The organism is Polaromonas sp. P1_F6, assembly GCF_056405695.1.
This window is the reverse complement of record NZ_JBFUBQ010000009.1, coordinates 1-11,950: the sequence shown is the minus strand read 5'-3', so window position 1 is coordinate 11,950 and position 11,950 is coordinate 1. Positions and strand designations below refer to the sequence as shown.

14 protein-coding genes and 1 pseudogene are annotated in these 11,950 nt (G+C 60.0%); 12 read left to right on the top strand and 3 right to left on the bottom strand.

Annotated elements, in window-relative coordinates; genetic code table 11:
* Positions 1-187 precede the first annotated feature (187 nt).
* The 12 genes from AC1DY9_RS20080 to AC1DY9_RS20025 all read left to right on the top strand — a co-directional run bounded on the left by AC1DY9_RS20080 (position 188) and on the right by AC1DY9_RS20025 (position 8,120).
* A complete protein-coding gene (locus tag AC1DY9_RS20080) occupies positions 188-457 on the top strand; it encodes a hypothetical protein (protein WP_477667457.1) in 270 nt (89 codons plus the stop codon).
* A 172-nt stretch (positions 458-629) separates the two neighbouring features.
* The gene (locus tag AC1DY9_RS20075; protein ID WP_477667456.1) at positions 630-1,619 is read left to right on the top strand and encodes a dienelactone hydrolase family protein; all 990 of its coding nucleotides are present in this window, start codon (positions 630-632) and stop codon (positions 1,617-1,619) included.
* Positions 1,620-1,731: 112 nt separating this feature from the next.
* Complete coding sequence (locus tag AC1DY9_RS20070) at positions 1,732-2,052, top strand: hypothetical protein (protein WP_477667455.1); 321 nt, start codon at positions 1,732-1,734, stop codon at positions 2,050-2,052.
* Between the two features lie 96 nt (positions 2,053-2,148).
* Complete coding sequence (locus AC1DY9_RS20065; RefSeq protein WP_477667454.1) at positions 2,149-2,481, top strand: hypothetical protein; 333 nt, start codon at positions 2,149-2,151, stop codon at positions 2,479-2,481.
* 1,387 nt (positions 2,482-3,868) lie between these two features.
* Positions 3,869-4,360, top strand: coding sequence for a GNAT family N-acetyltransferase (locus AC1DY9_RS20060; RefSeq protein ID WP_457278903.1), 492 nt, complete (start codon positions 3,869-3,871; stop codon positions 4,358-4,360).
* A 69-nt stretch (positions 4,361-4,429) separates the two neighbouring features.
* On the top strand, positions 4,430-4,795 hold the full coding sequence (locus AC1DY9_RS20055; RefSeq protein WP_477667453.1) for a hypothetical protein: 366 nt from the start codon (positions 4,430-4,432) through the stop codon (positions 4,793-4,795).
* Positions 4,796-5,009: 214 nt separating this feature from the next.
* Positions 5,010-5,414: a hypothetical protein gene (locus tag AC1DY9_RS20050; RefSeq protein WP_457278901.1), complete on the top strand. Its 405-nt coding sequence runs from the start codon at positions 5,010-5,012 to the stop codon at positions 5,412-5,414.
* Between the two features lie 45 nt (positions 5,415-5,459).
* Positions 5,460-5,870, top strand: coding sequence for a hypothetical protein (locus AC1DY9_RS20045; RefSeq protein WP_457278900.1), 411 nt, complete (start codon positions 5,460-5,462; stop codon positions 5,868-5,870).
* Between the two features lie 62 nt (positions 5,871-5,932).
* Entirely contained in the window at positions 5,933-6,490 is a 558-nt protein-coding gene (locus AC1DY9_RS20040) for a GFA family protein (RefSeq protein WP_457278899.1), read from the top strand.
* Positions 6,491-6,566: 76 nt separating this feature from the next.
* The gene (locus AC1DY9_RS20035) at positions 6,567-7,109 is read left to right on the top strand and encodes a cysteine hydrolase family protein (RefSeq protein ID WP_457278898.1); all 543 of its coding nucleotides are present in this window, start codon (positions 6,567-6,569) and stop codon (positions 7,107-7,109) included.
* Positions 7,110-7,125: 16 nt separating this feature from the next.
* Entirely contained in the window at positions 7,126-7,557 is a 432-nt protein-coding gene (locus tag AC1DY9_RS20030) for a TIGR02594 family protein (protein WP_477667541.1), read from the top strand.
* Between the two features lie 254 nt (positions 7,558-7,811).
* A complete protein-coding gene (locus AC1DY9_RS20025) occupies positions 7,812-8,120 on the top strand; it encodes a hypothetical protein (RefSeq protein ID WP_477667452.1) in 309 nt (102 codons plus the stop codon).
* Between the two features lie 57 nt (positions 8,121-8,177).
* Here AC1DY9_RS20025 and mltB read toward each other — a convergent pair whose 3' ends face one another.
* The 3 genes and pseudogenes from mltB to AC1DY9_RS20010 form a co-directional block, all read right to left on the bottom strand.
* Positions 8,178-9,257 (bottom strand): lytic murein transglycosylase B, encoded by a 1,080-nt coding sequence (mltB, locus tag AC1DY9_RS20020; RefSeq protein WP_457278895.1) that lies wholly within the window; start codon positions 9,255-9,257, stop codon positions 8,178-8,180.
* 49 nt (positions 9,258-9,306) lie between these two features.
* Positions 9,307-11,322 carry a transglutaminase TgpA family protein gene (locus tag AC1DY9_RS20015; RefSeq protein WP_457278894.1) on the bottom strand — a complete coding sequence of 672 codons (2,016 nt, stop codon included), beginning with the start codon at positions 11,320-11,322 and terminating at the stop codon, positions 9,307-9,309.
* Positions 11,323-11,719: 397 nt separating this feature from the next.
* A pseudogene (locus tag AC1DY9_RS20010) lies at positions 11,720-11,950 on the bottom strand (hypothetical protein); the annotation flags it as partial.

Here is an 11,950-nt window from a genome sequence, read left to right as displayed (position 1 = left end):
CCAGCAAGCGGGCAGACTGCAGTGGAGGATTGCGGGGTTTCACAGAATTTTTATACCTGTATGAAATTACAGTGTATTTCTTTGAGACCCAGCATGCAAGCGGCTTACAGGAGGTTTTAATGTCCAGATTAGATTGCAAGCGCCAGGTTATACCGCAGGTTTTGCGGCATACATTACGTTAGACCTCATGCAGACGTTCGCGCGCGTTCCCAGGCGGACCGTGGTGATCGCCGGTCACCCAAACAGCGGCTGGTCCAGCGCGGATGAAGGCACGCCCGGGTCATTTGAGCTCGAGTTCGCGTTCGAAATCACAGACGACGGCAATCGAAACTTTCTCCTTGTGTACTCCTCTCTCGATGGCCGCTATGCTGCGGACACATGGCACGAAACGCTCGAGAACGCCTACGCCGCTGCCGCCGAGGAGTTCGGAATTGACCAAGGTGAGTGGTTGAAATGAGCAGACGGTCAGCTACTGCCTGGGGCGGCAAGAGGTCTAACAGGTCGTTCGACACGGACACGCACCGGCACTGCGCCGCGCAGCGTGCAGATGAACGTACGCCGCGCGGCGCAGTGCCGGTGCGTGCCGGTCAACTCCGACGTTAGGCGTGTATGAATAGTTCTAGTGTCACATGAGATCGGTCATTTCGTTCCTGCTCGTACTCGGATTCGTTTCCTCGTTTGGATTTTCGCCGAACGCCGATGCGGTCGAGTTTGTTGAGCCGACTCCGGAGCAAAAGGCGCGCTGCGAGGCCGTGGCAGACGAGCGACCCCGGCAACTCTGCCTCCAAGCGTACTCCGTCATGGGGTTGAAGTTTCCGGACACAGTGGAGGAATTTGGCTCCTTTACCAACGCTTCTCGGATGGCCATCTTCAAGCCGAAAGGCAATGGTCCGTTCCCCGCGCTGCTTCTATTGCACACGTGCGCGGCGGTCGATTTTGATCCCCAGCACATGCGTTACTGGGTGAGCCGGGCGCTGGAAGAGGGCTACGTCGCCTTCGTCGTGGATAGCTGGAAACAAAGAGGGATTCCCCAGGAGGGTACCTGCTTCGTCATTCGTCCGGGTTTCGCTCCTCTACCAGTCCGCGTTCGGGACGCCTATGAAGCGCTACGGCATCTGGGCAAGTTTGATTTCGTAGATACCTCCCGTGTCGCCGCGATGGGGTTTTCTCAGGGCGGACGGGTCGCGCATTTGCTTGCGAGCAAGGGAACCGCCGCGAGGTATTCCGTGCAGCGCTTCGCCGCCACCGTCGCGGTTTACGGCCAGTGCTTCAGCCGGGAATTCGGCGCGACGTTCGTGCTGCCGGACAGCGATGCGCCGCTTCTGTCACTCCTCGGCGAGCTGGATGAAGACGGCGACCCGCGGGAATGCCTGCCCCGACTTCAAAAGCTCCAGGAATCCGGCGCACCGGTCGAATGGCATGTGTTCCCTAATACCGGCCACGCTTGGGACCAACCCAAATCCAGCCCGCCCCGGCGCGTCCGTCAGATTGGAAGTTCCCCCGAGGGGGTGCTCTTCGCTTACGACGCCAAGGTCGCGGACGAGTCGCGCAAACGGGTTTTCGAGTTTCTTGCCCGCCACCTCAAGGCACGTGACGGCGGCGTAGACCCTCCGAAATGAAGGCGAATGTGAGAATTCTTCGTGTTCGCGGACGATAGAAACGTCACGCCTAACCGCCGCATCCACGCCGACGCGCGCAACAGCGGCGCGCGCGGGTGATGCGGAACGTTAAATGGCAACCTCGCAAGTTCAAACGCTCCCGCGATTTCGGTTCCGCGTCAGCACGGCCCTCGTGTGTTTCGGTCTGATTTTCTTGCCGTGGTCGGCGTATTTCTTTGACCGCCCAAACTTTCTGGACGACAAAGGGTTCGCCGCTGCAACCTTCAATTTCATCGTCTATCATTTTTCTGCGGAGGTCCTGTTTTTGGGCTTTGTCGTTGCCTTTGGATCGTTTTTCTGGTTTGCATACAAGCGGCATTGGCGCGCGGTATTTCAGTTTTTTCTAGAAATGGTGGTGTGTGTTGGTGCAGTCATTCTTCTTCCTGCCTACTGAGCCATTTAACCCGTTGCTCGGCACGGACACGCAACCCAAGGCTGCCGCTTTGCGGCGCAGGTTGTGTGCCGGGCAGCGCCAACGTTAGATTTTCAGATGTACGCGCTCACGGTTTTAGTATTTCTGGTCCTGCCTGTTGGTATGGCGTCATTTCTTCTCTGGCGCGCCTATCAGATGGGAGTCAAAGGCCGCGTTGAACTTACACATCAATGGATTTCGCGCCGGCCTGAAGGCATTGAAGCATTTGCTCGATGGTTTGCTTGGCGCGACTTAACGTTTGGAGCGGGCCTGTTGGCTTGCCTGATGCTGCTACTGGCTTTGCCCCAATACTTTGCCGCGTGGATACCTCTCATGGCACTATTCGGTTTCATACATCAAGGATTCACTGGCTATGCACTTCACAAGCTCAGGAAAAGAAATTCAATCTAACAGGGTGCTCGTCGCGGACAAGCAGCGTCAGAATGCCGCTTCGCGGCGCGTGCTGCGTGCCGTACAGCGCCGACGCTATATGGCTTGAGCACATGAGGTATCGCTGCGTCCCACCAGATCCAAGCGAGTTTCCGAGGATACGCTTGGTTGCGCCGGCCCTAGTTCCCTTGGCCTTTGTGATTGTGGGAATGGGGGGCTCAGGCCAAGGACATCTTTGGAACGTTCACGGCGACGGAGCGTTGTTGCTCGGAGCAATTGTGATCTCAGGCATTGCTGCATTTTTCATCACCCTAGTCACCTTTGTTCGGGGGTTAGTCGATCTTGTGGCTTATTCGAGCCTGCGCACGAGCCTCAACATAGGCTGTGTGTCACTGGCGGGTGCCTTCTTGGTCACGGCCCTGGTTGGAGTTGCACGTGGATAGGACGCCACATAACCCGCTAGTCGACACGGACGCCCAAGTGAGTCTGCTCCCTTTGGTCGCACCTGACCTTGAGCGCCGGTCACACGCACGTTAGCCCTCATGAACCTGCCCATCGGTTCTTCCCAAGGATTGCCTCGCTGGGCGGGGCTCGCAATCGCTTGGGGCATAACGTTCGTCTGTCTGGGCTGCGGTACTTACGAATGGGCCCACCCGGGATCTTTGTCTCCTTCAGGTCGAGCGGCTTCTCTCTTCTCTTTTGCTCGAGACCTTTTCGGCCCGAAAGGCGTCGCGGCGGCTCATTTCGCTCTCGCGGTTCCCGCCGCTCTGATCGCTCTCAGCATTCAGTTCTCATCGAAAAGTGAGCGATGAGGGCTAACCATTCCATCAAGAGCGGATCGCCTTCGCCCCCGCTCATGTCAAACGTTAGGCCGCATTATGGAACCGTGGTTGTTCATCACAATCGTCTTCGTGGCCGCTGTAGTGGCAGCCGCAAAATGGCTGTTTCGCCAGCGCACGCCTGACGAAGTACGTGCAGCTCGCGAGCGCCTCCGCCGGTTCCGGGGCAAGCCGTAGGCGGTTGTGGCATAGTCCGTTGAAATACTTGGTTCGAGGGAGAGTGCGAATGCACGACAAGGCGGAAATCTACTGTCCAGTATGCGAGTGGAGGCCACGCTCAGAAGACAGATGGGAATGCATGCCGTCTTGTGGGACCGTTTGGAATACGTTTTGGACTCGAGGCGTTTGCCCGGGTTGCGCATACAAGTGGACGAAGACCCAGTGTCTTGCCTGCAGCGAACTGTCTCCGCATGAAGCCTGGTATCACTACCCTCCTGAGCTGGAGTCGTCAGAGTCCGAGTCAACTGCGGCCACAACGAATGCGGCCTAACCCTTCCATCGAGGGGACGTCCACAAGCGGGCTTCGCCCACTTGCGGCCGCCCCTCATGTCAAACGTTAGGCTTCTCAGATGACCGATATCAAGCCCGCAACCTTCCCCGATGACCTTGAGCATGTCGTAGCCATCCTTCGGGAGTACGTCGCCAGTCCAAGCGTAAGCCTTGCCTTCCAGAATTACGAGGCGGAATTCGCTGCGTTACCCGGAAAGTACGCCGCGCCCGATGGTCGCCTGCTTCTCGCATGGAAGGGGCCGGCTGTCGTTGGCTGTGCCGCGCTTCGCCGCGTTGACGCAACCACCTGCGAAATGAAGCGCGTCTACGTGCGGCCGGATGCGAGAGGCGAAAGCCTTGGCCGCCGGCTCATCGAACGTATCCTCGATGAAGCGCGGGCTGCGGGCTACTCCCGCATCTGCCTCGATGTCTTGCCTGAGTTTTCTGCCGCACAGCGCATCTACGAGTCCCTGGGTTTTCAACCTGCGGCGCCCGTTACCTTCAATCCCGTCCCCGGTACCAGGTACCTGGCCCTTGAGCTCTCGCCGTCACGGCTTGCAGATGTTGCCTGATCCTTCCACCGGGCGGGCGCCTTGTGGACGGCTTTGCCTGGGCGCGGTCGCTATTCCGTCCAGAGATTAATGGTGCGTCCTGCTTTTGCTATCGCCGCCCTCGCCACCGCCGCAAGCAGTGTTGCATTCGCCACCGGCTCCTTGTCGTTCGAAAGTGCTGGCTACGTTCTGGACTTTGAAGTAGGGCAACAGGAGCGCCCAGTTCTGGCTGGTGTGTCGTTTGCCGCGCCTGGGGCGGGCTCGAGTCCGATGCTTCGGCCGCCGCATCTGGTCGCCGTGGCATTTGACGTGAAGGCAAAAATCCTGCTCGTTCGCTACAGGAATCCCGGGGACAGCAAGCTGCCGCCAGACTTTGAGCTTTCAGTTCGCGGTAGTGAGGGCATCTTGAAGCTGCCGAATCGCTCAGTCACCGGCAGGTTCAACTGGGAAATGTGAGCTGAGAATGCCATTCGCCGCATAACGCCAACGTTGAGTGCCGCAACGCGCATATGCTTCACCTTTACGATCGCGAAACTTCTGGCAATGCCGGCAAGGTCCGCCAGCTGCTGGTCTTCCTGGGCATTCCGTATGATCGAACCCTCCTTCCCTTAACGGTCGATCATTTCAGCCGCCCTCGGTGGCCTGTTTGTATTGAATATTGGAATCCATCATGAACAAATTGCTTGTCTTCCAGCTCACGGTTCAAAGCTCCTATGTCGGCAACGTTGAGCATGATGCTGAAGGTGATCACTTCGACACGGTTCAGTGGTGGTTCTCGGAAAACGAGACCTGGCGCATCAAGACGTTTGCAATAGACCAGGACATCCACACGCATCGTATTGCAGGCCCAATCGCTGAAGAAGTTGCAATGGAGAACACCATGAAGCACTACGAAGATGTGGTCGAGAGAGCGTTTGCCGTCGAGTTCGACGATCTGGGTGACGAGAGCGAGGTGTCGGAAGTCATGGAAGATTTAGGGGGAGCCTCCGCGCTGGAGATTGCAAGAAACGGGAGCCAGTTTGCCTTCTGGAATCCGTCACGCCTGAAGTACACCTCCAAGAGTCAACCGGTCTGAAGCTCAACCACTCATCTCAAACACCTGCCCACAAGAACAAAATTCATGAAATTCGAATTTGGAACGCCGAAGGCGCTGGACGATATCTCGCTGCAGGACGCCAAGAATCATCCCATTTGGTTGTGGGCCTGGGAGGCCGGACTGGAGGGCGAGGTGGAGGATGAGACGTGGCAGTGCCCGGTCTTGAACACCGCGGATGTCACGGATGCAATGACGGAGCCGGTCATTACGCTGCGCATCGAGGGGAGCGATGTGATTGGCTCGGCCAGCTACAACGCGGAGCTTGATCAACTGGAAGCAATTTCCATTTGGGAGAACGGTGCCTGGGCAGGAATCCAGGAGACCACGCTGGCGACACCGATTACATTGATTGCTGTCCCCAGCATTCGCGGCGTCACGGGTGTCAGGTTTGTTTGCAGTGAACCCGACGAAGATCGAGCTTCACGTGAGGGCTGACTGCGGTGGGTACTTGGGGCTGGAGCGGCGCATGACGCAATTTGCCAGCTTGGTAGGCACGAATGTTCGGCCAGCCTGCTTTGCATGCTTGTTGGCTGCCGATTGATTTCAACGTCAGGCTAAAAATGCGTTACCCGGAATCAAAACCGCCATGGACCGGCAGCTGCCTTTGCGCAAAGGTGCAGTACCAGCTGACTGCGCATCCGCTGACGTTCTACGCGTGTCATTGCACAGACTGCCAGCGGCGCTCCGGCAGTAGCATGCGGCTGGCCATGTGGGTTGACCGCTCGGCGCTGGAGGTCACGCAGGGAAGCCCGCAGCTCCTGACGTTTGACATGGGAAACGGGCGCCAACGCAGGGCGAAAGTGTGTGTTGATTGCGATACCCGGTTGTGGGCGGAACCGGCCGACAAGCCGACCATGGCGGCGTTGCTGCCCGGCACATTGCACAACGCGCGGGAGTTTGAGCCTGTTGCGCACCTCTGGACAAAAAGCGCGCTTTCCTGGGTGGTGATTCCGCCAGGCGTTGCCGTGTACGAAACCCACCCCGATCGCCCGGGGGAGCTCGCCAGGCTGTGGCAGGAGGCGATGCAACAGCGTGGCTCCGGCGATGCAAACTAAACACTGGTCGAGCCTGCAAATTGTGGCGGGCTGAATTTCCCCTTTCCTCCAGCACATCAACATCAGACCTTAATCCATGACGACAACTGCCCTCCTTATCATCGACGTTCAGAAGGCTCTTTGCTCCGGCGAGAGCGGGGCCTTTGAAAGCCGGCGCGTCATCGACAGAATCAACCAGGTGTCTGCCATGGCCCGCGCCGCGGGAGCTCCCGTCATCCTGATCCAGCACGAGGCGCCGGATGATCCACTGGAATATGGCACTGAAGGGTGGAAACTCGCCGATGGCCTGGACACCCAGCCAACCGATATCCGCCTGCGGAAGAAGGCGACCGACTCGTTCCACAATACGGAGCTGCACGCGCTGCTGCAGGAGCGTGAAATCAAAAAGCTGATCATCTGCGGTATGCAAAGCGACTTTTGCGTAGACACAACGACCCGGCGCGCCCTGGCTCTCGGCTATCCGGTCACGCTGGTTTCGGATGGCCACTCCACCGTGGACAACGGAATCCTCACTGCGGCACAGATTTCGGCCCACCATACGGCGACCCTGGCAAACATCCAGAGCTTTGGGCCAAGAGTCACTCCACAGCTAGCGGGCGAGATCAAGGTTACGGTCTGAGCCAGTTTTGATTTCTATGCACGCACCCTGGATGCCCATCGCCTTTGCCGAAGTCGGCGTGCGCACGTTCCCTGCCGGCCAAAGCAACCTCAGAGTGACCGAGTACCACGCCCACACCAACATTCGCGGCTATGACGACAAGGCGTCGTGGTGTTCATCATTCGTGAATTGGGCTTTGGCACAGGTCGGCATTCCCGGCACCGGGTCTGCGCTGGCGCGTTCCTGGCTGGAATGGGGTGAGCCGCTCGGTGGGCCGGTGCCCGGCTGCGTTGTCGTGTTGTCGCGGGAAGATCCGGGCGGCTGGAAGGGCCACGTGGGTTTTTTTCTTCGCGCAGATGAAACGAATGTGTACCTGCTGGGCGGCAACCAGCTGGACCAGGTGTGTGAAAACGCCTACCCGTTGGTTACGGTGCTGGGGTATCGCTGGCCCTCTGGCAAGGGGCCTTGATCTTCGTGCAACTGCGTGCTTCGCCTGCTGCGCACCAGGTTACTTCATCCTTACCGGCGGCCATCATTGGCGCTTGGCGTCATTGGCACCGGCGTCAGTTGTACTGCCGCAGGGCCGCACTGTCCTGAATTTGTTGGCTATCTGGGCGCTTTCGTGGCATCCTGCCATGCACCGGGATTTCCATCCGATCCTCCGGCCCATGGTGAGCGCCAACGTTGGGCCTCAAAATTACAACGTCAAAGGGAGACGCTCCAATGAAATTATGGGTTGTTCCGGTGGCGGTTGTCATCTGCATGGTGGTCTTGTGGATCTGGAGCCGAAACGCAGATAAAAGAGGGCTGGCTGCCTGGGCCAGGGGGCAAGGCGGCGAACTTCTGGAAGTGCGAGATGTTCATGAATTCGACGGTAGCGGAATGCGTCCCCTGCAAGACGATAACGTCCAAGAATATTTAGTGAAGGTGAAACTTGAAAATGGCACCCTGAAACAGGGGCGGGTTGTGCTGACTTCTCACCTGCTCAGGAAAACGGATATTCAGTGGCGGGAGGACGGTGAATGGGATTGACGCGGCCTCGCGCCAACCGTCTGGCCGAACGGACGGCACAGGCCGGCCGGTGGGTGCCTACTGCCTGACCCGCGCCGCCACTTCCCGCCCCAGCTCAATCACCGCCATCGCGTAATAACTGCTCCAGTTGTAGCGGGTAATGGCGTAGAAGTTTTCGGTGCCCGCAATGTATTGCGGCGCGTCCGGGCCGTTGAGCAGCTCCACCAGCGCGAGCGGCCCGGTGTGCTGCAGCGCAGGGCCTTCCAGGACAGCACCCTTGGCCGTGAAGCTTTCAACACCGAATGTAGGCAGGATGTCGGGCGCCATCAGGGCGTCCATGTCGAGCCGGCTTTTGTCGAAGCTCACGGGGTAATGCGTGGGCATGCCCGGCTGCCAGTTGAAGGCCTTGAAATAACTCGCGACTGAGCCGATCACGTCGGCCGGGCTGCCCGACAGATCGATATTGCCGTCGCCGTCGAAGTCCACCGCGTATTTGACCCGGCTGGAAGGCATGAACTGCGGCATACCCATGGCGCCGGCGAAGCTTCCGCGTGCGTCGAAAGGGCTGGCCTCAAGCCGGTGTTGCAGCGTCAGGAACTGTTCAATTTCTCCCTTGAAGAATTCGCTGCGCTCTTTGGCGCGCGGATGGTTGGCAGGGAAATCGAAGGCCAGCGTGGTCAGGGCATCCATCACGCGAAAACTGCCGGTGTCGCGGCCGTAGATGGTTTCCACGCCGATGATGCCGACGATGATTTCGGCGGGTACGCCGTATTCCTTTTCGGCACGCTCCAGTGTCTGCTGGTTTTCCAGCCAGAAGCGCCTGCCGGCCTCGATGCGCACCGGGTCGATGAAGCGGCTGCGGTAGACGCGCCAGTTTTTGACAAAGGTCTTGGCTGGCGGCTGCATCAGCCGCACCACGGTGGCGTTGTAACGCGACTGGCCGATCGCATCGCGCACCCAGTCGGGGTCCAGGTCGCGGCGTGCGGCCATGTCGTCGGCAAACTGCATGGCTTCGGGGCGGGTGGAATACAGCGGCCCTTGCGCCGGGGCCGATTTGGCGGCCACGCGTTTTTTGATGTTATTTCCCTCGCCAGACCAGGCAGATACTGCGCAAGCAGCTATCAAAAAGAGAGCAAATCCGAAACGTTGAAGGCGCATGAAGGAGTGATCGAATGACGAGGAGTGAGCGGGGAGGGCTGAGCCGATTTTAAGCGGGCCAGGCGAGCCGGTCGAACTCCTGCCTGAGCGCATGAAGCTGCAGCGCCGCTTTACCGCCGCTTGCCGGCACGGCGGCGTAGCGCAGGTGCTCCAGGCGCATCAACCAGTCATGCAGGGCCTCGCCTTGCTTGCCGTAGCGGCCCAGCACCTCCTGCGCCAGCTGGCGGGGCGAGGTGGCGGGCGTGCTGTGAAGGCCGGCCTTTTCCAGCCGCTTGCGCGTGCGGGCCAGCAGGCGCAGCCAGGGATCGTGCTGCGCACGGTCCCACAGCGTCCAGGCCGCGCCGACCAGGGCGGCCAACACCACGATACCGATCAGCACATAGCTCAGGTCTTCCCAGCTGGGGGACTCAAAGCCGATGTCTTTCAGCAAATTGAGTTGTTTGCCTTGGGTGTAGTTCAGCACCCACTGGTTCCAGCCGTTGTTCACGGCCTCCCAGGTGGCGCGCAGCTGCGCAGTCAAGGTCGGGCTGAAGTTGCCCAGGGCTTGCGCCACCACGCCTTGCGGTGCGGCCAGGCGCTGGAACGCCCCTGTGCGTCCCGGCGCCACTGCTGAGGTTGGGTCTACGCGCACCCAGCCTTCACCGGCCTGCCAGACTTCGGCCCAGGCATGCGCGTCGCTTTGCCGCACCACCCAGTAGCCGTCGACGCTGTTGAGCTCGCCGCCCTGGTAGCCGGTGACGATGCGCGCCGGGATGTCGAGGGCGCGCATCAGGATGACAAAGGCCGAGGCGATGTGTTCGCAAAAACCTTCCTTGCGGTCAAACCAGAATTCGTCGGCGGTGTGTTGCCCGTACACACCGGGCTCCAGCGTGTAAACGTAGCCCCCGGTGCGCAGCCGTTCCAGCGCAACTTGCACCAGCGTACGGGTATTTGCCACCGCATAACGCGGGTCGCGGCGAATCTCGGCTGCGAGCGCCAGCGTGCGGGGATTAAAGCCGGCCGGCAGCGCTACAAATTCCTGCAGGCCGATCACCTGCTGACGCGGCCCATGCCTGAAGATCGGATAGCTCTGGGCCTTGTAGCGCACCAGGTCGGTGACAGGCCGGTTGGTGAACCACTGGAGATCGGCCTCCATGGTATTGCGGTATCCGGGCAAGTCGGGGCTTTGCGGGGCCGCCTCCATCACGAAGATCCATGGTTGATTATTGGGGGCAAGCGTCACTTCATAGTTGACAGGCGCACCAGCCACTTCGAGGTTAGCAGGCAGGGCATAACGCGATGGCAGGAACGCGCGCAACGGCTGCCAGTTGCGCCCATCGAAGTTTGAAAGCACAGGCCCCCTGAAGTACAGCTCTTGCTGGGGTGGTGGCTTGCCGCCCTCAAACCGGATGCGCATGGCTACGCTGTCGTCCAGTGCCAGAGTGGCGATACTGCCCACCTGCATGCTGGGGCTCAGGCCGCTGCGGCCGGTCATCGCATCGCTCGGCACCCCCCACAAAGGCGCCAGGCGCGGAAACAGCAAAAACAGCACCAGCATGATGGGCGCGCCCAGCAGGGCCATCCAGCCTGCTGTTTTGGCCGCTTGCAGCAGCGGCGGTTTGCCCACCGGCAAATGGGCATTGACCAGCACGGTCAGCAGACCCATCAACCCTAGCAGCATGCTGAAGGCGGTAAGCAGGGACTGAGAATAAAAGAAGTTGCTCAGCATGCAGAAGAAGCTGAGAAAGAACACCACAAAGGCGTCGCGCCGGGCCCGCAGCTCCAGGGTCTTGAGCGTGAGCAGCACGACCAGCAAGGTCACGCCTGCATCGCGGCCGAACAAGGTTCGGTGCGTCGTCAGCGTGGCGCCAATGGTCAGGGCCAGCAGGGCCAGCAGCCACCACTTGCCCGGCAGCGGACGGGCCTGCACGGCCAGCCAGCCGCGCCACACCAGCACGGTACTGGCCAGCGCGCTGCACCACAGCGGCAGGTTGCCCACCTGGGGCAGCAGCACCCAGGCGATGACCAGCAACAGGAACAGGGTGTCGCGGGCGTCGCGGGGAAGGGTTTGGAGGCGGGTCAGCATGGGGCTTCCCGTCCCCGTTCGGGCTGGGCCTGTCGAAGCCTCGTTGTTGTAAGGGCGCTGAGGTGGATTGAGTTCCGGGGCCGGGGTTGCCGGCGGCAACTCACTTTCTTTTGCTTCGCCAAAAGAAAGTAAGCAAAGAAAAGGCGACCCTGGTTCCTGCGTCCCCTTCGCTGCGCTACGGGGCAACCTGCGGTGCTCGGCTCAGGCGGGGTCTCGCTCGAACTCGCCTTCGGCTCAGACAATCGCGATCCCTGATCCGCCTGAGCCTGCGCTCCTCGGCGCATCCACAAGGGGAAATCGGGAGCGGGGACCAATACCAACAAGGACACGCCATGGCGTGTCCTTGTTTCTTCAAGTGTTCGGGTTYTGCTATTCGGCTGTTGGCTGTTGGTATTCCTTACCCCACCCCTTCTGTATGCGCCGAGGAGCGCAGGGCCAGACGGATCAGGGCAAAAACTTGTTTGAGCCGCAGGCGAGTTGTTTTTGACCCCGGCTGGACCGAGCACCACAGGCTGCCCGAAGCGCAGCGCAGGGACGCAAACAGCAGGGTCGCCTTTTCTTTGCTTACTTTCTTTTGGCGAAGCAAAAGAAAGTGAGTTGCCGCCGGGCAACCCCCGGCCAGCCGTCC